Origin of the sequence: Fibrisoma limi BUZ 3 (assembly GCF_000296815.2) — a bacterium.
Taxonomy (GTDB): Bacteria; Bacteroidota; Bacteroidia; order Cytophagales; family Spirosomataceae; genus Fibrisoma; species Fibrisoma limi.
This window is the reverse complement of record NZ_CAIT01000006.1, coordinates 215,402-235,072: the sequence shown is the minus strand read 5'-3', so window position 1 is coordinate 235,072 and position 19,671 is coordinate 215,402. Positions and strand designations below refer to the sequence as shown.

19 protein-coding genes are annotated in these 19,671 nt (G+C 53.0%); 3 read left to right on the top strand and 16 right to left on the bottom strand.

Annotation, left to right across the window (positions count from 1 at the left end; translation table 11 throughout):
- Positions 1-25: 25 nt before the first annotated feature.
- The 15 genes from BN8_RS08935 to BN8_RS08865 all read right to left on the bottom strand — a co-directional run bounded on the left by BN8_RS08935 (position 26) and on the right by BN8_RS08865 (position 16,107).
- On the bottom strand, positions 26-880 hold the full coding sequence (locus BN8_RS08935) for an oxidoreductase (RefSeq protein ID WP_009281515.1): 855 nt from the start codon (positions 878-880) through the stop codon (positions 26-28).
- Positions 877-1,422, bottom strand: a complete 546-nt coding sequence (locus BN8_RS08930) for a YceI family protein (protein ID WP_009281514.1) — start codon at positions 1,420-1,422, stop codon at positions 877-879. The genes BN8_RS08935 and BN8_RS08930 overlap by 4 nt, the downstream gene beginning before the upstream one ends.
- 129 nt (positions 1,423-1,551) lie before the next feature.
- Positions 1,552-2,460 carry a helix-turn-helix domain-containing protein gene (locus tag BN8_RS08925; protein WP_009281513.1) on the bottom strand — a complete coding sequence of 303 codons (909 nt, stop codon included), beginning with the start codon at positions 2,458-2,460 and terminating at the stop codon, positions 1,552-1,554.
- Positions 2,457-3,299: an SDR family NAD(P)-dependent oxidoreductase gene (locus tag BN8_RS08920; protein WP_009281512.1), complete on the bottom strand. Its 843-nt coding sequence runs from the start codon at positions 3,297-3,299 to the stop codon at positions 2,457-2,459. The genes BN8_RS08925 and BN8_RS08920 overlap by 4 nt, the downstream gene beginning before the upstream one ends.
- 208 nt (positions 3,300-3,507) lie before the next feature.
- Positions 3,508-4,737 carry a mandelate racemase/muconate lactonizing enzyme family protein gene (locus tag BN8_RS08915; protein WP_009281511.1) on the bottom strand — a complete coding sequence of 410 codons (1,230 nt, stop codon included), beginning with the start codon at positions 4,735-4,737 and terminating at the stop codon, positions 3,508-3,510.
- Between the two features lie 392 nt (positions 4,738-5,129).
- Positions 5,130-5,645, bottom strand: a complete 516-nt coding sequence (locus BN8_RS08910; RefSeq protein WP_009281510.1) for a putative immunity protein — start codon at positions 5,643-5,645, stop codon at positions 5,130-5,132.
- A 125-nt stretch (positions 5,646-5,770) separates the two neighbouring features.
- The gene (locus tag BN8_RS08905) at positions 5,771-6,136 is read right to left on the bottom strand and encodes a TfoX/Sxy family protein (RefSeq protein WP_009281509.1); all 366 of its coding nucleotides are present in this window, start codon (positions 6,134-6,136) and stop codon (positions 5,771-5,773) included.
- A gap of 8 nt (positions 6,137-6,144) precedes the next feature.
- Entirely contained in the window at positions 6,145-6,546 is a 402-nt protein-coding gene (locus tag BN8_RS08900) for a VOC family protein (protein WP_202806387.1), read from the bottom strand.
- A gap of 58 nt (positions 6,547-6,604) precedes the next feature.
- Entirely contained in the window at positions 6,605-7,420 is an 816-nt protein-coding gene (locus BN8_RS08895; protein ID WP_009281508.1) for a helix-turn-helix transcriptional regulator, read from the bottom strand.
- A gap of 165 nt (positions 7,421-7,585) precedes the next feature.
- Positions 7,586-8,026 carry a DUF5990 family protein gene (locus BN8_RS08890; protein ID WP_009281507.1) on the bottom strand — a complete coding sequence of 147 codons (441 nt, stop codon included), beginning with the start codon at positions 8,024-8,026 and terminating at the stop codon, positions 7,586-7,588.
- Between the two features lie 21 nt (positions 8,027-8,047).
- Positions 8,048-8,458 (bottom strand): DUF6559 family protein, encoded by a 411-nt coding sequence (locus BN8_RS08885; RefSeq protein ID WP_040005661.1) that lies wholly within the window; start codon positions 8,456-8,458, stop codon positions 8,048-8,050.
- 401 nt (positions 8,459-8,859) lie between these two features.
- The gene (locus BN8_RS08880; RefSeq protein ID WP_009281506.1) at positions 8,860-9,075 is read right to left on the bottom strand and encodes a DUF5990 family protein; all 216 of its coding nucleotides are present in this window, start codon (positions 9,073-9,075) and stop codon (positions 8,860-8,862) included.
- Between the two features lie 258 nt (positions 9,076-9,333).
- Positions 9,334-10,320, bottom strand: a complete 987-nt coding sequence (locus tag BN8_RS08875) for a hypothetical protein (RefSeq protein ID WP_040005660.1) — start codon at positions 10,318-10,320, stop codon at positions 9,334-9,336.
- Between the two features lie 212 nt (positions 10,321-10,532).
- On the bottom strand, positions 10,533-14,366 hold the full coding sequence (locus BN8_RS08870) for a PVC-type heme-binding CxxCH protein (RefSeq protein ID WP_009281504.1): 3,834 nt from the start codon (positions 14,364-14,366) through the stop codon (positions 10,533-10,535).
- 187 nt (positions 14,367-14,553) lie between these two features.
- The gene (locus tag BN8_RS08865) at positions 14,554-16,107 is read right to left on the bottom strand and encodes a DUF5597 domain-containing protein (protein ID WP_009281503.1); all 1,554 of its coding nucleotides are present in this window, start codon (positions 16,105-16,107) and stop codon (positions 14,554-14,556) included.
- Positions 16,108-16,203: 96 nt separating this feature from the next.
- On the opposite strand from BN8_RS08865, the gene BN8_RS08860 reads away from it, so the two are divergent.
- Genes BN8_RS08860 through BN8_RS08850 form a run of 3 tightly spaced genes read left to right on the top strand, consistent with a single transcriptional unit; the run spans position 16,204 to position 18,843 of the window.
- Positions 16,204-18,156 carry a glycoside hydrolase family 127 protein gene (locus BN8_RS08860; RefSeq protein WP_009281502.1) on the top strand — a complete coding sequence of 651 codons (1,953 nt, stop codon included), beginning with the start codon at positions 16,204-16,206 and terminating at the stop codon, positions 18,154-18,156.
- A gap of 55 nt (positions 18,157-18,211) precedes the next feature.
- Positions 18,212-18,421 (top strand): DUF8507 family protein, encoded by a 210-nt coding sequence (locus BN8_RS08855; protein ID WP_009281501.1) that lies wholly within the window; start codon positions 18,212-18,214, stop codon positions 18,419-18,421.
- A 5-nt stretch (positions 18,422-18,426) separates the two neighbouring features.
- Positions 18,427-18,843 (top strand): putative toxin-antitoxin system toxin component, PIN family, encoded by a 417-nt coding sequence (locus tag BN8_RS08850; protein ID WP_040005908.1) that lies wholly within the window; start codon positions 18,427-18,429, stop codon positions 18,841-18,843.
- 111 nt (positions 18,844-18,954) lie between these two features.
- On the opposite strand, the gene BN8_RS08845 is transcribed toward BN8_RS08850, so the two are convergent.
- The gene (locus BN8_RS08845; protein ID WP_009281500.1) at positions 18,955-19,377 is read right to left on the bottom strand and encodes a hypothetical protein; all 423 of its coding nucleotides are present in this window, start codon (positions 19,375-19,377) and stop codon (positions 18,955-18,957) included.
- Between the last annotated feature and the right edge of the window lie 294 nt (positions 19,378-19,671).

Genomic DNA, 19,671 nt, shown 5'->3' with positions numbered 1-19,671 from the left:
AAGCGGCCTCTCTGTATTCTCTACTTCAACCAGCCGGTTCGAATACGGCCTGGGTGGCTACGTCCCGGCCGGCCTCCACATCCTGTCGAAGACTCTCTATTTTGGCCAAGATCGACGCCAGAGCGATACGCCCAAGGGGCAGCCGAAGGGGTGGATTTTCCTGGTTGCTGAGTTGCCAGATTGCTTCGGCAGCTTTTACAGGATCGCCTTCCTGCCGACCATTCACCTGCGCCATACGGTCGCGGAACGCCCCGGCCGTTGGTTCATAATCGGCCAGTCGCTGCGCTGCCTGCCCGAAGCTACTGCCCGCAAAATCCGTTCGAAATGGCCCCGGCTCAACAATACTCACGTTGATGCCCAGGGGAGCTACTTCGGCCGCCAGGGCTTCACTGGCTCCCTCCAGCGCAAACTTGCTGGCATTATACCCACCAAAACCCGGAAATGCCCTGACGCCCCCATGCGACGATAGCTGGATGATGTGTCCGCTCCGTTGCCGCCGGAACAGGGGCAGAAACGCATTGGTAAGCGCCATAGTCCCGAAAAAGTTAGTCTCGAAAATAGCGCGCAGTTCAGTATCGGTAGTTTCCTCGATGGCCCCGGCAAAGCCGAAACCAGCGTTATTAACCAGTACATCGATACGCCCCCATTCGCGCTCAACCGCCTGCGCAACCTGTTCTATCTGGTCCCGACGGGTTAGGTCCAGCAGCAGCCCGTATCCCCGACCGGGATTTGTTGTGGTAAAATTCTCAACCTGCCCGGGTTGGCGACACGTACCGATTACCCGGTCGCCCTGCGTCATCACCTGTTCGGCGAGGGCTTTCCCAAGGCCGCTCGACACGCCGGTGATCACCCAGATTCGTTGCTTGTGGTTCGGGGTCATTGCTTTTGCAGTTCTATCTGACAGTTGATTCGTACCTGTTCACCCACGGCCAGCCCACCAAAATCCATGATGTTGTTCCAGGTCATCCCCCACTCTTTGCGGTTGATAGTACCGGTTACTTTCAACCCGGCTTTGGTATGACCAAACGGATCTTTCGGTACGATGCCGGTAAACATTACATCCAGTTCCACCGGCTTCGGAACGCCCCGGATGGTCAGGTCGCCGGTCATTTTGTAGGTATTTTTCGCAACTACGTGCATGTCTGTGCTGACGAACGTCATCCGGGGATACCGGGCGGCATCGAAGAAATCGGCCGAAAGCAGATGCGCGTTCCGTTGCGCTTCCAGCGTATCGATGCTGCTCACGTCGATATGCATCGTTACCCGGGCATCGGAAAAATCATCGGTATCCGTAGCGACGGCCCCCTCGAAGCGGGTGAAATGTCCCTCCGTTTCGGTGATGCCGAAGTGCGTTACGGAAAAGCCGATTTTGCAGTGGGCCGGTTCAAAAATCCATTGCGTAAGTTGTTCCTGTTGTGTCATATGCTGCGTTGATTGACTGACACAAAGGTATTTTGGCCGCTACCCCCGCCGTTAGAACAGGATTTACTTTACTCGGTACTTTTCGGACATTAGCTGACCAGCCATGAGTAATGGCGACGCGAATAGGCATCAGTTCAGCGTCCGGTACTCCACGGGCGTCATGCCCGTTTTGGCCTTGAAAAGCCGATTGAAGTACTGCGGATAGTCGAACCCCAGTCCATACGCAATTTCGTTGACCGTTTCGGTGGAGTTCAGCAGCCGGAGTTTCGCCTGCTCAATGACGTAAGTCTGAATGTACTCTTTCGTGGTCTTACCCGTTTCGCGTTTAAGGAGGTCGGTCAGGTAGCTGGGCGACAGGTGCAGTTCAGCCGCCAGGTATTCGACGGCCGGAAGACCCTGCTCCGTCTGCTGCCCCCTAGCAAAGTAACCGGCCAGCAACGCTTCGAATCGGGAGATGAGGTCGGTATTGAATTTCTGCCGGGTCAGAAACTGCCGTCCGTAGAACCGCTGCGCGTAGTTGAGCAATTGTTCGATGGCGGTAACGATCACCCGCTGGCTGTAGACATCCAGGTTACTGCTATACTCTTTACGTATCGTATCGACCAGCACCGAGAGCGTCTGTTGCTCGTCCTCCGAAACGTGCAGCGCTTCGCTGACGGCGTACGAAAAGAAGGTATATTCCTTCATCCGCCTACCCAGGTCAGCCTGTACAAGCAGGTCCGGGTGAAAGTACAATCCCCAGCCATCATACTGGCTATCCTCGTTGAACTCCTGAACCGAAAAGACCTGACCTGGAGCCATGAACAGCATCGTTCCTTCATCGAAGTCGTAATACTGCCGTCCGTACTGAAGGGCTACCGGGGCCGGACTTTTGAGGCTGATCACGTAGAAATCAACAACGATTTTCACGTTGAAATGCTCCGGTCGGTTTTTGACCTGGCTGTAGTCAATCACGGTAATTAACGGATGCCGGGGTTTGTCGTACCCCAGCATCCGATGCAGTTGACTAATGGATTCTATTTTCAGAAAATCGCTCATCCGTCGATAAACCCAAATTGTTTCAGCATCAGCCCGTCGAACTCCTTATCACTCATGCTGCCCTTCAACTGCGGCATAGTCTGGGCCGTTTCGCCGATGCGGTAGCGGGTCTGCGGCTCCGGCTCAGCAGCCGCCTGCACAATAACCTCAGCTACCTCAACGGGCGTCAAGATCGGGAAACTGCTCTTCTGCGAGTCAACCACGGTGGCGAGCATGTTCGTAAATCGTTGTCGCCAGTCGCCGTAGGGGTTCCCGTCAATGGGCTCAGGATAGAACGCGGTGGAGTTACTGACAAACTCGGTTTCAACGCCACCGGGCTTGATCAGCACAACCTGAATACCAAACTGGTTCACTTCCTGCCGGAGTCCGTCAGTCAGGCTTTCGAGCGCATATTTCGACGCATGGTAGGCGCTGGCACCGGGCGTGGTAAATTCGCCCCCAACGGAACCTACGTTGATGATCCGTCCCCTGCGGGCCTGGCGCATTTTGGGTAATACCATCTGCGTCACGCGCACCAGCCCAAATACATTGACGTCGAACTGATAACGCAGGTGTTGTGGGGTTAACTCTTCCAAAAAGCCATTCTGCGAAAACCCGGCGTTATTGACCAGTACGTCGACCTGATCGGTCTGTGCAAAAATCTGCTGAAAGGCCTGCTGAATACTCGCTTCATCCGTTACGTCTAACCGTACCGTAATGCAGCCCAGTGCTTCGAGGTCCTTCATACGATCCAGGCTACGTGCAGTGGCAAATACCCGATACCCGTTCTGCGCAAACAGCTTAGCGCTTTCGTTACCAATACCCGAAGAGGCCCCGGTGATAATCACTACCTTGTTCATGGTTGTACTTGTTTAGTTGTCGAACAAGACAAAGGTCGCCCCATCGGCTGGGGGGTGGATTATACGAATTCCGGTTCCTTGTATAGTTTTCGTTACTGACCAGTTCAGCGCATCCTGTCGGCGTGCGCGCAATACGTACCTCTCAAAACTAGCCCAGCGAAATAGTGCCAGTACGGCCGGGATCTCTGCTGGTCGGTAGCTGATCAAGCTATGATTTGGTAAAAATGCTTTCGCGCTTCACTACCGCCGGGTGAGTCCAGACCTCCGGCTTGACCTCCATGCCAAAGCCGGGGGCATCGGGTGGGGTGATCATACCATCCCTGGGCATCAGCGGATTCACCAGCATTGTTGCCCAGTCGCTTTCGTAGAATCGCTGGCAGCTTTCCTGAATGGCGCAGTTGGTCATGGCCGCCGAAAGGTGCGTAGACGCATGGAACAACAGGGGGCCGCCCGCCGTATGCGGAGCAAACGGCAGTTGGTACGCATCGGCCATGGCCGTGATTTTGCGAGCCTCGCTCAACCCTCCGCACCAGCACACATCGAACATGATGAACTTGGCTGCCCGCGATTCCATCAGGGATTCGAACTGAAGCTTACCCGCCATGCGCTCGCCGATGGTGAGCGGCAAACTGGTCGCTTCGGCTAACTGACGGTATTGCTGGTACTGACCGGGCATGAGCATATCTTCCAGCCACATTGGTTTATACGGTTCCAGCGCTTTGGCTATTCGGATGGCGGCCGGTACGTTCCAGTGCCCGTGAAATTCGATTAAAATGTCGATACTGTCCCCGAAGGCATCCCGTAGTTTACGAACCGGCATCAACGCTTCGTCCAGGTCGGCCTGGGTGACGTACTGCCCCCGGTTGTGCAAAGCGGCCCGGTCAAACGGCCAGATTTTGATGGCTTTTACTCCGTGCTTATCCAGCACCTCCCGCATAATCTTCTCGGGCTCCTTATTAAAATCGTATTTGTAGGGAAAACAGGTATTATAAAGCCGAACCTGTGGGTTCGATAGACCACCGATTAACCTGTAGACAGGCGTATTGAGCGATTTACCCAGCAGGTCCCACAAAGCGAGATCGACCGCACTGATAGCCCGCGTTTCGGCCCCGCCCGCTATTTCGTAGTCAGCACGCTGATAGAGTTGCCGCCAAATACTCTCAATATCGCGTGGGTCGCGACCAAGCAGCATCGGGGCAATGTAGCTGTGAATAGCCTCGGCTTCAATGGCGTTGCGGGGATAGGTTTCGCCAAGGCCTACCAGCCCGGTATCGGTATGAACCCGTACCCAGGTCCAGTGTGGCCACCAGGGGGCATCGGTGCGGCTTTTCCAGTAGAACGTCTCTACTTTGGTGACTTTCATGGCGGGAGCCGCCGACAGCAGCGAACCCGGGAAGGCGAAGGCAGGTAACAGGCTTAGGAAATGTCGTCGGTTCATGGGTGAACGTTTGGTTTATAGGCACAAAAGCCGCCAATAACAGAAATGCGAATCAGCTACAATGGGCTTCAGCTGCCTTGCTTTTATCAGCAACGTTTACCCACCACTAAGACTTATTTGCACCCTGACACCCTACCTGACTTACCCACATTTTTATAAAGCCCGAATGCAAGCCACTGCTAATTTGTCGATAAAATAAATACCAACGGTTGTAGCCTTTCCGTTCAGACAAATCACGAACACAGCGCTTCTATCTGCTGACCGGGTTTAATGCGAGTAGGACGTTCTACGTCCGCACCGTAACGGCAGACGGAATCGGCCCCGTTGACCCAAAACTCCTGTTAGCTGCCATTGTCTTTTATCAGTCACGGACATCATCGCGTAGCGGCATGTCAGCAGTCGAATACAAACCAGCAGAGGTGATTTCGTAGTCGCTGGTCATCCAGAACCAGGTCCCGAATGGCATCCGGAAGCTGCTCCCGCTGCCATTGGCACTCGTTTCGTCCAATGGTATCCTTCTCGGTTTCGGGGACCGACGCCCTTACCGCCCGGATGGCATAGGCAGCCGCGCCGAGTTCATGGGCCGCTACGTGAGCCACCGCCACGGCCTGCCCGGCTGCCAGGGCGGCAAACTTGGCCGCTTCGGGCATTCCCTTGGCCGCAGCATTGGCCGCAAAAGCCGCCTGGTGCGCCTGTTTCATGGGTATCTCCCCGTTTACCCACGCTCGTGTCAATTCGATGGCCTGTCGGGGTCGTTTGTCGTCGGCATTGGCCTGCTCAAACAGGTGCAGTACGTGTTCGGCGCACGTAGCAGCCCACAAGGCCAGCAACTGGTGATTGGCATCGGTTAATGTACCACCACGCCGTATGGTTATGAATCGCGGGTCTCTTTCCTTTGGTAAGATCATGGATGTTTTTTAAGGAGCAGCGAACGGTTCGGAGCGTTGTGATGGCAGGCCCTTTAAGCAAAAAAAGCTTACTCGAACCAAAAGTTCAAGTAAGCCCTATTACTCCATCGATGGAAAATCGTCTGTCAACGGTTTGTTGCTTTCTTTTTCGCTTTAGTTGATGCTTTAGATTCGTTGTTATAGGCAAGGCATACGTTCATGAAGTATTCAAAGTCGCTTCTTCTCCTAAACCCTTCTGGTTTTATGTAGCAGTACCCTTTATACGCCTTGCCTTTCATCAGCATCGTTTCATACCCTTCTTTTTCTGCAAGTTCTTCCTGCAAGGCTGGGTCAAATCGTAGCATTAAATCTTCGCCACGTACACAAATGCACGTTTTACCGTTTACCATAAAATTCAGCACAGCAAACATTTCTTTTTCCTCAATTTCTATCCCGGGAATTTCGGCAAGATATGCTCTAACTTTGTTAGCAAGGTTGATATCGTAAGACATACGTAAACCTACTTTTGCGAGTGGAGCCCAATCGTATTCCCTTCCGTATCAGTAAGTAATGAAATAAATCCAAACTCTCCGATTGCCGTTTTAGGCTTAATAATTTTCCCGCCTGCTTTTTCCACTCTGGATTCTTCCGTGATACAATCGTCGGAAGCAAAATAAACTATTGTATTGTTGCCATCTGCGAGCTTATTTTCATTTTCAACCAATGCACCTGAAATATTCACGCTTTCATGGTTGAATGGAAAAAATGATTGCTTCCCCCATTCATTTGGCAAGTCAACAAGCTGTGTGTTGAATACAGCTTCATAAAATGCTTTTGCCCGTTCTAAGTCAGCTACATAAATATCAAACCAACCAACTGGATTTACGCTGTTCATTTTTTGGCTATTTTGAACCTGTTGCACTATTGCAATGCAAAGATGCAACAGGTTCAAAGCCTAAAATTGTAAAAATGGGACAAGGCTACTCATCTGTCTCAAAGATCAAAGACATTTTCAGGTGTTCTCCGTAAAATTCTTTGGGCGTTATTCCAGTAAATTCTTTGAAGTCTTTTATGAAATGCGCCTGGTCAAAGTAGTCGTTTTCGTAAGCCAGATCGGTAAGGCTCGTGGTATTTTTAGTAAGCAACGTTTTAAGTGCAGCCTGTAACCGTATCGTTTTTGACAGTTGTTTCGGGCTTAGGCCAATGGCGGACGAAAATTTACGGACTAATTGTCTTCGGTTGATCTTATGTTGACTGGAAAGTTCATGAACCGATAGCTGTCCGTTAGCGGTTAAAATAGTTTCAACAGTTGATGTTACAATGTAGTCAACGGCTTCTGTCTTCGTTAATCGATTAACTAAAAAGGTTTCGATATGATGTATCCTCTCCGCAGTAGAACCGGCGTTTAAAATGCTCTGTTCGATTTCCTGTGCATCTTTCCCAAATAGTTTTTCTAATGCCACGGCCGTATTTTCCATTTCTTTTATAGGAATGGTTGTAAAGGGTAAAAAACCGTTTGGGTGAAAGCAAACAAAAAATGTCCCTGTTTCACCTGTCGGCTCTACTTCGTATGGTCGTGTCAATTGTCCAATTAAGAAACATCTCGGCAAGTTTACAGAATTTCCATCCTCAGGGTGATACTTATATAAATCGCCGTAGTGAAAAATCAATTTCATACAACCGTCTGGTACGATGGTGTTTCTCGACGGTGTTTTTTCCCGCGGGCTTTCTAAGGTCCAATAACATTTGACGAATGGCGACAAGCTGCTATCTGGCTTAAAAATTTCAGGTATCATCCGGATGTTATTTGTGTAGGGTAACCGTTGTCAATGACCGTTACCGTTTTTCAACTAGGCGAAGGTGGGGCAGTTGAAGACTGTCCTGTAATTGATGTAGATAGCCGAAGATTTGCACAACAAACCGCTCGGTACAAAACCCATGTCAGGCGCTCTGCGGTACGTTCACGCCTTCATCAGTGACCATCCGCCGAATGGCTTCACGGTTCCCGTAGTGGGACTTCCGTCCTTGTCTTTCGTACCGGCGATGGTAGTCAACAGCACGCTCCCGTCGCGAACGGTTTGCGCTACCTGGTCCGTAATTTCCGGAAGCGGGATTTTCAGCCGACCGCTGGCCGGTGCGTTGGTCTGTCCGGCATAGCTGCCCATATCCAGGTAAAGAAACCGGTCCGTTGACGATCCCTGAACGATTGGTCCATGCAACACCAGTCGGCCGTCTTTGTTCGCTTTGACGGAAAGCGACAGGTCGAACACCAGATCACCTGAATCAGCTAGTTGCTTGTGCAGGGTTTCATAGCTGTTGCCACTTCCTTTCTGCACACCGTACAGCAGACCAACGGCTGGCTTTTCGAGAATGATTCTGATGGTAAGGGTGTATTCTGACATTGGGGTTTAATTCTTCATCCATTAATCCACATCACATATGCCACTAATTAATCCGCATATCCCTTCAACTATACTCCCAAATACGTCCCCGAAGTCCAACCAGGAAGCATCAATATCAAAGTCGGCGGAATCAAATATGTCGGAACCTGTCGACAACGATAGTCCGTGCAACATTTCGGCTTTCATGTCAACATAATCGCATAGCTCACCTGTTCGTTGGTGATACTGGTCAAAATCTGCATGTGAAGAAAAGGTACTCATACCCCAACACGAAAAATCCAGCCCATCATACCACTTACTTTTATTGTGGGCGTCCTTTACTTCTTCAGGCTGGTAGTACTCTTTCTTACCATACTCCTTGACCAGTATCCTCCCGATGTCGGTGATATACTCCTTTTTGTTCTCTGGCGCAGGTGTGCAACTTGTACTCATATCGTATCATCAACCGTACAATGTGCGGGAAAACTTACCGCTAACGTCGAACGTGTCGCTGTCGGTGGTGGCATTCATCGCACTCCAGCTTCACGCGTGCACTAATGTAATGTAGAATTGCCTGCTGATGTTCAAAACTTGTTCGTCTGCCACCATTGCTGCAAAACGCGGTTGTGTACTGTAGATCATTTCCGGCAAGCTATCGCTTCTAAATTCCAGTAGTAAGCCAGTTTGCGAAATCCGTAATTGTGTAAACCAGTTCGTCCGGTTAACGTTCGTTCAGCTTTTCGGCTATTACGTTAAGCCACCGCCACGACCTGCCGAGCTCTCAACTCACTTCCCCTTCGGCTTGCTTCTCCGGCCCGGCAGTACGTTGGTACGCGACCAGATCAGTGATTTTGCTATTGGTCAGGGTATCGAATAGGCGAAACGATAGCATCGATACCGTTCGGTTGACGATCCTGAACGAGTGGCCCATGCAAGACCAGTCGACCATCTTTGTTCGCTTTGACGGGAAGTGACAGGTCGAACACCAGATCACCCGAATCAGCCAGTTGTTTGTGCAGGGTTTCGTAGCTGCTACCACTTCCTTTCTGCACACCGTACAGCAGACCCACGGCTGGCTTTTTGAGAATGAGTCTGATGGCAAGGGTGTGCTAGTGTTTTTGGTGTACAACGTTGGACTGCTTAACGTTATGGCAATAATCTGTCGTTACGTCTACTAATAACTGAAGCCGAATGATTTAATTAGTGTACAAGTTTTATTCTACTGCACAATAGCGTTCCGTCACGTTGAAACTGCTGACGAATAGTGAACCAAAACTGATGTGCATTGGGTCAGTCACCATAAGCTAAACCGCATTTTATGTGCAGCTTTATTTATGTTTAACAAGTTTAAATTCTTTGTTGTTAATAATCAAAATAGTGTCTCCACCAGTATGGGTAAGTCCGCCCCGTATTTCACCCTCCTCGTAAACTAATACAATTGGATCAATGAATGTGTACGAGATGGCATCATAGTTATCATTATAAAGGCCATCCCTACTAATAGGGTAACTATTGAATAACTCCTTGTTGTAAGACGGACGTATGGCTTTAATTAAAGCCTTCTCTGCATCAATAAATATTTTTTCTTGGTCTGGGTAATTATCTCCAAGTAACGAAGCGACCATATCTTTTGTATCTGCTTCCTCTCCAAATGATTGAATTTGCAAATTATCTTGAAACTCGAATGGAAGAATCACAATTTCGTTTGCTGGCAATTGTTTTTCAGTTACTGGAGCTTCCAAAGACAGAATATCTTGAAATGTTGAATGTCCAGTTAAGCGTTTCAATATGCTTTGCTTAGTTGCTTTACCAACATAATGCACCTTATACTTTATATATGATTTCCAATCACCCTGAATTTCACAATCAATAAATCCTTTCCACCAATTCTGAAGAAGCTTTTCTGGAGAAAACCAAATGATAAACTCCTTTCCATTTTCTGTATGCCTAACTAATGAAAAACCATGAATATTTTGAAATGGGCACTTTTCTTGCTTAATAGGTCTGTCGAGATAATTAAACGCCACGTCAACAACATTGTCCTGCATTAAACCAAATATTTCTTGGTCGAACGGAAGTTTGCACTTTAATATATTCGGATTGCCTCTTTGATGAATTTCAAAGTTCAATTGATATACGGTCGTATCTGGAATTACATTTTCGAAGGTGCTAACCGGTCTTTGACCAATTAAATAAAGACTTGCTTTCTCAAGTGCTCTTTCAATCAATTTGTCGTCCTTGACTATTGCAAATTCGTACGCTGTTAATGGCGCATAAGCTAATTCAAGTTGATTTAACAGGCTTTTTCGATTCATAAAATTGCTCACAACTCCTAAATATAGGCATATTTTGCGCCTTTTATTCAACAAATCCAATGTGTCAAATAACTTACCCTACCACCTACTAAGTGGCTATCTAATAAATAGTTATTTACCAAAAGCTCCTCAGCCTCCAACATAAATCATACAAAATCCGCCGTTTACTAAAAACGGCGCATCTCGCAAACTGACAACCCCAACCCTTTAACTCACTTCCCTTTCCTCGCCTGCTTCTCCGGCTCGGCGGTACGTAGGTAGGCAACCAGATCGGTGATTTCGCTGTCGGTCAGGGCGTCGAACAGGCCGGAGGGCATCATCGACACCGGCGTCACTTCCCGCGACTGGATGTTCGATTTGTTGAGCACAACGGCGTCCTGTCCAACCACCCGCAAGGTCAACTGCCGGTCGTTCTCGCCCGTTAGGTTGCCGGAGTACGTTCGGCCGTCGCGGGTCGTCACGACCACCATCTTGTAATCATCCTGGATTTCGCCACTCGGGTTCAGGACGTTGAACAGCAGGTAATCCAGGTTGGCGCGGTTGGAGCCGGTGAGGTCCGGGCCAATGATGCCGCCCTCGCCGAACATCTTGTGGCAGGGGCCGCAGGTACGCTGGAAAACAATACGTCCCTTGCCGGGGCTGGCTTCGGCCACGGCTTTGTCGGTCAGCAGGCGCTGGTATTTCTTGTACGCTTTTTCGTCCATGCCGCTTTGCTCAATCGGTCCCCACACCTCCACGAACCCGCTACCCACTACCCGCAACAGTTGCCGGGCTGCGTAGGTCGGTACGTCCCGCTTCGGAATGCGGTCGTCCTTCAGCGCCTGGGTCAGCAGCCAGCCGTATTTTGGCCGGGAGGCCATCGTCTGCACGGCCAGCAGCTTTTCGGCGGAGGTAAAGGTTGGGTACCGCGTAATGAGCAGTTTACCCAGCGCGTCGCTGTCGTAGCCCGCAATGGCCCGAATGGCGTCGCTGCGCAGATTTGGTTCATTGACCAGATTAAGGAGTTCCGTAGCCAGTTCGGGCCGCTTCCGGTTGGCGATCGTTTGCAGGGCCTGCCGACGCTGCTCAACCGGCGCGTTTCTATTTTTCAACGTAGCGAGCAGCTTCTGACTGACCTCCGTATCACCAAATTGCTGGGCGATGTCGGTGCTGATTTTCGCTACGTCTGGGCCTCCCTGCTTCAACTTGGCGTAAACGGCCGGCCAGTTCGCTGGGGCGGTCAGGTCATAGCGGCCTTCCAGCCCGTCGCGCAGGCCTTCGAGCATAGCAACCGAGGGCCGGGCCGTCTTCCCGATGGCCGTTACCAGCAGCTTCACCTGGTCAGCATCCACCGTCCGACGGGCGATGAATTTCGCCACCATCGGAATCTTGCTGTTCGTGGCCAGCGCCAACGCCCGATCCGGGTTTTCCTTCACCAGCGGCTCCACCCCGAACCAGATCATTTTAGGCAGGTTATGGTCCTCCGTGTCTTCGCCGTGGGCCAGCAGTCCTTCGGCAATTTTCCAGCGCGTTTCGCTCTGAATCCGTTGCAGGGCCGACGCCAGGTACAACCGCACGACCGGCGAACTATCTTCGCGGGCCATCCGGCCAAATGCCGCCAGCGCGTCGGCCGAGGGCGACCGATCTTCGCACAAGAGCTGAACGGCCCACGCCCGAACGTACGGGTCGGCATCGGCCAGGGATTGCTGCAGCGCGGCCGGTTCCAGCCCGTTCGTTACGTGCAAGGCCCACATCGCCCGCAGCCGCCAGTCGGGGTTGGTGGCCGTCTGGAACAATGTACGTAGCTGTTCATGCGTCTGTTTGTCCAGTTTCCCCTTAGCCGCGCGGGCTTGCAGAATCACACGGGCGCGTCGGGCGTGCCAGTCGCTTTTACTCGTTTGCAGATCGACCAGTTGGCGGTCCGTCATTTTAGTAAGGTCAGCGTACCGACCTTCCCAGTTTTGCGCCAGCGACTGCGTCGGCATGATCCGGAAAATCCGACCGGTCTCGCCGTTCAGCACTTCCTTCCCGCAAATGTCAGCGTCGTGCCAGTCCAGTACGTACAAACCGCCGTCCGGCCCGATTTCCATGCTGAAACCGACCCACTGCGCGTTGTTGGCCTGCAAAAAATCGTCGCCGTGATGCCCCACGTAGCCCGAGCCTTTGGGTTCCAGAATGTCCGACAGCACGGCGTGTTCGTGGATATTGGCCATGAACACACGGCCGTGGTGTTCGGCCGGAAACGCGTCTGACTGGTACACCCGCGCCCCGCCGTGGGCCGACCGGTGACTATGATCGGCAATGGTCTTAATGTCGCTGTACACGTACGGGTTGAAATGCTGACCGCCCTGCCGGTGATAAATACCGCCCGGAATCACGTGCCAGAGATGCGGAATCACGCAGGCGCTGATCACGAGCTGGCCTTTGGCGTTGTAGTCGATGCCCCAGGGATTGCTGAAGCCGTGCGCCACCACCTCAAACCGGTCCTTGATCGGATGATACCGCCAGACTCCGCCGTTGATATCGACGCCTTCGCCCTGTAAAATATCCTCGGGGAAAGGCTCTTTGTGTTTGTAGAGTTTGCCCTTACCCTCGGGCTTCCGGACTTTCGACGGTGTGGCAAAGCCCTGGAGCCCGTAGAGCCAGCCGTCGGGTCCCCAATGAAAACTGTTCAGGGTTTCGTGGCGGTCGCGAATGCCCCAGCCGGTCAGCCGTACTTCAATGTCGTTCTTATCCGCTACGTCGTCGCCGTTCCGGTCGGGCACAAAGAGCAGGTTGGGTGGTGCCCCCAGGAACAGGCCGTCGAAGCCGACAGCCAGAGCCGCCGGAAACGGTATGCTGTCCAGAAACACCTTTTTGCTGTCGGCCACGCCATCGTGGTTCGTATCTTCCAGAATGAGGATGCGGCTGTTACCGGCGTTGGAGAAGCCATGCCCCCGCGATTCGTAATCGCGGTTTTCGGCCACCCAGAGTCGCCCGCGATCATCCCAGCAGAAGGCCATCGGTTGCGTCATCATCGGCTCCGACGCCCAGACGTTTGCTTTGAACCCGCTCGGCAGGGTCATGCTGGCCACGGCGTCTTCCGGCGTCAGGAATTTGGCCTGCAACGCTTCCTGCTGGGCGATTCCCCACAGAACGGCGGTTGAATAAGTCGAATTGTTACCGGTAAACTCACCCCAGGTTTTGGTAAGCTCTACGTCATTGAGGGTGCCGGTGTACACCACAAGCTGGTGGCGAATCACTTCCGTCTCACCGGCCTTGATGGTCCAGTTCTCCTTGCGGGCGCGGGCGGGTCCAATGCCTAACTGACTGTCGACCCGCCAGTAGTTCGGGTACCCTTTGTTTTCGGGATGATCAAAAATGGCGATATGCGCGAGGTCGTTACGTCCGTCCACCTGCATACCCACATCGACCCACATGGCCCGCTGCCCCTCCGCCTTTTCGTTACGTTGGCGGGCGGCATTGATCACCTCGCCCTTGATGCCTTCGCGCCAGGGCATCCGCAGAAACAGCCCGCCGTAGTCGTATTTGCCAATTGTTACGTCGGTTTTGGCTTCGCCGTTCCATTCCAGATCGAGCAGGTATTTCCCCTGCTGCTCGCGCATCGACCAGGTCTGGGTTTCGGTCAGTACCGCCTTACCGGTAGAGTCTAGCAGGTCGTAGACGGTCTGCCACTTCACCTCCGGCCCGCTGCCTTTGATGATCTTCGCCGACACCCGACGCCAGTAATCACCCTGTGGATGGTGGAAATAATCACGGCCGTTGACCCGGGTGAATCCCCAGTACAGCCCGGTCTGGTGCTTGTGGTGGCCGGGACTGTATTCGGTCAGCAGCCCTTTGCCGTCGGGCGCTACGATGGGATGCAGATACGGCCGAAAGTCAGCCTTGGCGTTCTGGGTGACGATGGGTGCCTTTCCGCCTGCGCGGAATACCGAAATGGTACCCGCTTTTTCGTCCTGAACCAGCCGTAAGGCAGGCTTGGGACCGGGTTTGGGCGCCGTTGTTTGTTGAGAGATCCACCCGAGGCTGACAATCACCACGGACAGAACGAACAGAATGGGTTTCATACGTAAGGCGGTTCAGGTAAGGTTTTAGGGATGGACGTGGTGGTACGCCCGTGGTGTCAGGTGCTGCATCTGACACCACGGGCGTACCACCACGTCCATCCCCACCATGTTCCTTGTGAGGAACGAAATGTCTACCACACTAAAGCCGCACTACGTTCTTTTCTAACCCTGTTCGCGCCGTGGCTGCCTACTTCCGCTGCAACCGCACGCGAAGCACGGAGCCGGTGGCAGGCAGCTCGAAAAAGTAGATTTCGTCGCCGTTGTACAGCCGTGTCCGCCGGAACGTCCCCGCGTCGTCAAATGTCCCTTCTTCCACGGTCAGGATAAATTCGTACTTGCTCATCCGGGCCGACGGCGGCAGCGATCGAGGCCGTACCTGAAAGCGGGCGTTGAAACCAATCAGGTAAAATTCGTCGGGGTTCATCTCGCCCAGCAGCACCCTTCCCTGCGGTCCCTCGGCCCCCGGTGGCGACACAAACTGCACCAGAAAATCGTAGCCGTCGAACCGCACCAGCTTTTCGTTCATGCCGTGCTCCTGCACCGCGGCCTGGAGCTTACCGGTCTGCTGCATCTGCGTCAGCACCGGAATGGCCGGCCGGAGCAGGGTATAGTTTGGCGTTACGGCCGCGTACTCCTTAGCCAGCGTACCGGTCGCGTTATCGAAGCCAAAAGGCGCAAACCCAATCGCTCCGTAGTCAGCGAGGGCGTAGAACAACGTTCGGGGCATGGCCGCGCCCCCCGACTCCGGAATCAGCAGCGGATTGTCGGGCCGGGTGTACGCCCGCATGACGCCCTGAATTTCGGGGTAGCTGCCCAGGTAAATATCGGGCGCCAGGATGTCGATAGCCGGGGCCGCTGCTTTCCAGACATCCAGTACGTTGGACGTTGGTCCGCCCGTTGGGTACCCACCCGGCTGCTGAAACCCATTTTCCTTAAGCCAGGCGTTGGCCGTCAGCGGCAGGGCGTACTCCCGCCGACCCGCTTCGGCCACCCGGTTGATGTAACTCGCTACGGTCCAGGCCGAAAATAACTCCGGCGCATCCGACCCAAATACCTGCTCCCACGTACCGGCCGACTTGTTGAGCCGTTTGAGGAGTGCATCGGGTACGGGGCTGTTGAACACCTTGTTGGCTTCCGGCGAGTAGTCGCGGTCGGCGGAGTGCAGGCCGGCTTCGTTCTCCACCTGCACCATAATCACGGTCCGGTCGCGCTCGTCGGTTTGCTTCAGGTGCCGCATCAGGGCCGCAAACGCCCGGGCGTCGGCCTGCCAGTTCGTAGCGGCCACTGGCGACAGGTGGAACATCCGTTCGCCGTGGGCGTTGATCACCCGTGGGTACATTTGCGGAGCCGTTTTTATCCACTCCGGTGTGTAGCTCATTTCGCCGTTTTTCCAACTGGCAAACCATAGTAATGCCAGCCGCAGGTTCCGCTTCCGGGCTTCGGTCACGAGGTAATCGACGGTGCTGAAATCAAATTTGCCGGGCTGCGGCTCCACGGCCTCCCAGTAAATCGGCACTTCGAGCGTATTGACACCAAGCTGCTCAGCCTGCGCCCAGACCGACGGCATGGCAGCGGGCCAGGCACTGGAGTTATGAACCTGCCCGCCCAGTATCAGAAATGGCTTTCCATCCACGAGGAAGGCGTAGCGTCCGTTCTGGTTTTTTAGCTGCGGTATGGGCCTGGTTTGGGCAAAAACGGATAAGGTGTGAACAAGTAGGAAAAGCGAAAAAAGTCGTTTCATACGGGAACAGGTCGTTGCTGTTATAAAGCCGGATGGCTAGCTTTATACTGTTTAGCCACCGTCCGGCGACCCAATGACCCTCGACGCAAAACCACGATGACGCTACGTACCCTGCTTTTCAGCCTAAGTTGCCTGGCGGTTCCTTTATCCGCCACCGCCCAGGATTACCCCATTGTTCCGGTTGCGTTCACCAACGTAAAAATCAACGGCGGTTTCTGGCAGCCGCGCCTGGAAACGAACCGGACCGTCACGATTCCATTCGACTTCAAAAAATGTGAGGAAACCGGCCGCATCGACAACTTTGCCGTAGCCGGTGGTAAAAAACCGGGAACATTCCGCGGCATTCGCTACGACGACTCCGACGTGTTCAAGGTAGTCGAAGGGGCCGCCTATTCCCTGCAAACCCACTACGATCCGAAGCTTGATAAGTACCTTGATACGCTGATTTCGTACTTCGCGGCTGCGCAGGAGCCCGATGGCTACCTCTATACCATACGAACCATCCTGAAAGACAGCACGGCCAAAAAAGACCGTGACGCCGGAGCGACGCGCTTTTCGTTCATGGCTGGCAGTCATGAACTCTACAACGTCGGCCACATGTACGAAGCGGCCGTCGCGCATTTTCAGGCCACCGGCAAACGAACGTTCCTGAACGTAGCGCTGAAGAACGCGGATTACCTGATGCGAACCATCGGCCCTGATAAACTGATTGTGGTGCCGGGCCATCAGGAGATTGAGATTGGTCTGGTGAAGCTGTACCGCGTCACAAACGACAAACGCTACCTGGACTTTGCCCGCTTTCTGCTCGACATGCGTGGCCGATCCGACAAACGTGAACTCTTCCCCGACCCCTCGCGTACGGGCAACGGCTCGCAGTATTTACAGGATCATCAGCCCGTTACGCAGCAGCGCGAGGCCGTGGGCCATGCAGTGCGGGCGGGCTATATGTACGCGGCCATGACCGACATTGCGGCCATTCAGCAGGACAAAGCGTATCTCGATGCGCTGATGGCCATCTGGAACGACGTCGTGGAGCGCAAACAATACCTCACTGGTGGGCTCGGTGCCCGCGAACACGGTGAAGCCTTCGGCAACGCCTACGAACTGCCCAACGACGTAGCCTACGCCGAAACCTGCGCGGCCGTGGCGAACCTGCTCTGGAACCATCGCATGTTTCTGCTGACCGGTCAGTCGAAGTACATGGACGTGTTTGAGCGGGTGCTGTACAACGGGTTTCTGGCGGGCGTATCACTGGAAGGCGACAAGTTTTTCTACGTCAACCCGCTGGCGTCGGACGGCAAGCGCAAGTTCAATGTGGGCGTCGCGGCTGAGCGGGCACCGTGGTTTGGTACGTCCTGTTGCCCGACCAACGTCGTGCGGTTTCTGCCCTCGCTGCCGGGCTACGTTTATGCGGTGAAGAACAACGACGTATTTGTTAACCTGTTTCTGACGAACTCATCTGAACTGACCGTCGGCAAAACGCCCGTGCAGGTTCAACAGCAAACCAATTACCCCTGGGACGGTGCCGTAACGATGACCGTTTCGCCCCGGAACGCCCAGGCGTTTGACCTGCTGGTCCGTATTCCGGGCTGGACACTCGGCAAACCCATGCCGGGTAATCTGTATAGCTACAGACGGAACATCGGCGCTACTCCCTCGTTAAAGGTCAACGGCAAGGCAGTACCAGTCAAAATGGACAACGGCTATGCCCGCATAAGCCGCACCTGGAAACCCGGCGACCGCGTTGAACTACGGATGGAGATGCCGGTGCGCGAGGTCATCGCGAATCAGCAGGTAAAAGACGATGCCGGGCGGGTAGCGATTGAGCGCGGCCCCATCGTGTACTGCGCCGAAGCCGCTGACAACGGCGGCAACGCCCTCAACCTGACCGTTGCGCCCGAGCAGACGTTTTCGCCCGTCGTGGAAAAAGATAAACTCGGTGGCATTACGGCCCTTAAGTCCGGCAACCTGACGCTTATCCCCTACTATGCCTGGGCGCACCGGGGCCCGAACGAAATGGCCGTCTGGTTCGGGCAGACGAAGCGGTGAAGCGTTTATGACAAAAAACGCTAAATTTGAGTAGCGAGTAAACAGATAGTGCGCAATGACAGCCACAGGGAAATTGACCAATTTGCAGCAAGAGTTGCTGAAGTTATACGCTCAGCAGGTAAGTGACACAGACCTTGAAAATATTCGTATTCTCATTGGACAGTATTTTGCTGATCGGCTTTCGACGCTGGCAGATAAAGCCTGGGATGAAAAGGGTTGGTCTGCACAAACCATGCAGGACTGGCTCAACGAGGAAGATCAGTGACTGGCATGACCGTAGTACTGGACACTAACGTGTTGCTGGTTTCATTACCCAGCCGCTCACCTTTTCATGTAATCTATCGGGCAATCATTGATAGACGCCTTAGCATATGTGTTACCAATGAAACGCTAAGTGAATACGAAGAACAGATAAGTAGCCGCATAGGCATCCACCGATCGGAGGTTCAACTTCGCGAGCTATTAAATCTTCCAAACGTATTATTGATTGACGTTTACTACAACTGGCAACTCATTGAGGCTGATAAAGATGATAACAAATTTGTTGATTGTGCTATTGCAGGTGGTGCTGACTATTTAGTGACAAACGATCGGCATTACGACATACTGAAAACTATTGACTTTCCTAAAATAGCCGTCATTAAAGCAGAAGAATTTGTCAGGTTGTTATCAGAGAATAGTGAATAGATGACCTTCCATTTCTTGACGCATTACGTACCGCAACCCGAACGAAATGGCCGTCTGGTTCGGGCAAGCGAAGCGGTAAGGCGTTTGATAGGTAAAAACTAACAGTAAGGTTTAGTCAGTCGATCGCCAGACAAATTTCCGATCAACGTCGGGTCGCCAGTTGGTCAGCTTGATGCCAAGGCGGTTCACGGCGGCTGCTTCGCATACCAGCGTAAACGTAGAGCGATAACTTCGGACATCGTCGTCTTTCACCTGAGCCGCGACGTTGATGGCTACCTGCCCGTTCGGGTCGAAGCAAAACACCTGTACGTTCAGATAACCTGACCAGTCGCCTTTGTCCTGTCCTTCCTGAAAAACAACTACGTCCTTGACGCTACGGGGGAAGTCGATCAGGCGATGCCCGAATGTCTTCAGATTATCGATGGAGAACAGGGGGACCATTACTTCGTAGATGCCGTTCGTTAGTGACACTTCAAAGAAATCCAGATCCTCTTTGTTCCAGCTAAGGTTGGTAATGATCAGTTCCGATTTCACAACGCTACAAGCTACGCTTTACCTGGTCGCGGCACCCAGAAGAAATATACCCCGGTATCTAACCTCTGCAACGAGTTTACTTTTCACCATAATCCAGTACCTCCGCCAGCCTGTAGCCTGCTGTCTGGCTGGTGCATACCTGATCCGGTCGCGTATGTTGTGTTGCCGAGAGTCGGCTGAGTTGTTGTGTACTCTTTTTTTCATAGGTGCAACTGTCCAAAATCACTGTATTTCCCCTAGTAACAAACAAAATTCAACAATGGCCTGCCACATACGGTAATAAATTGCTAAAGC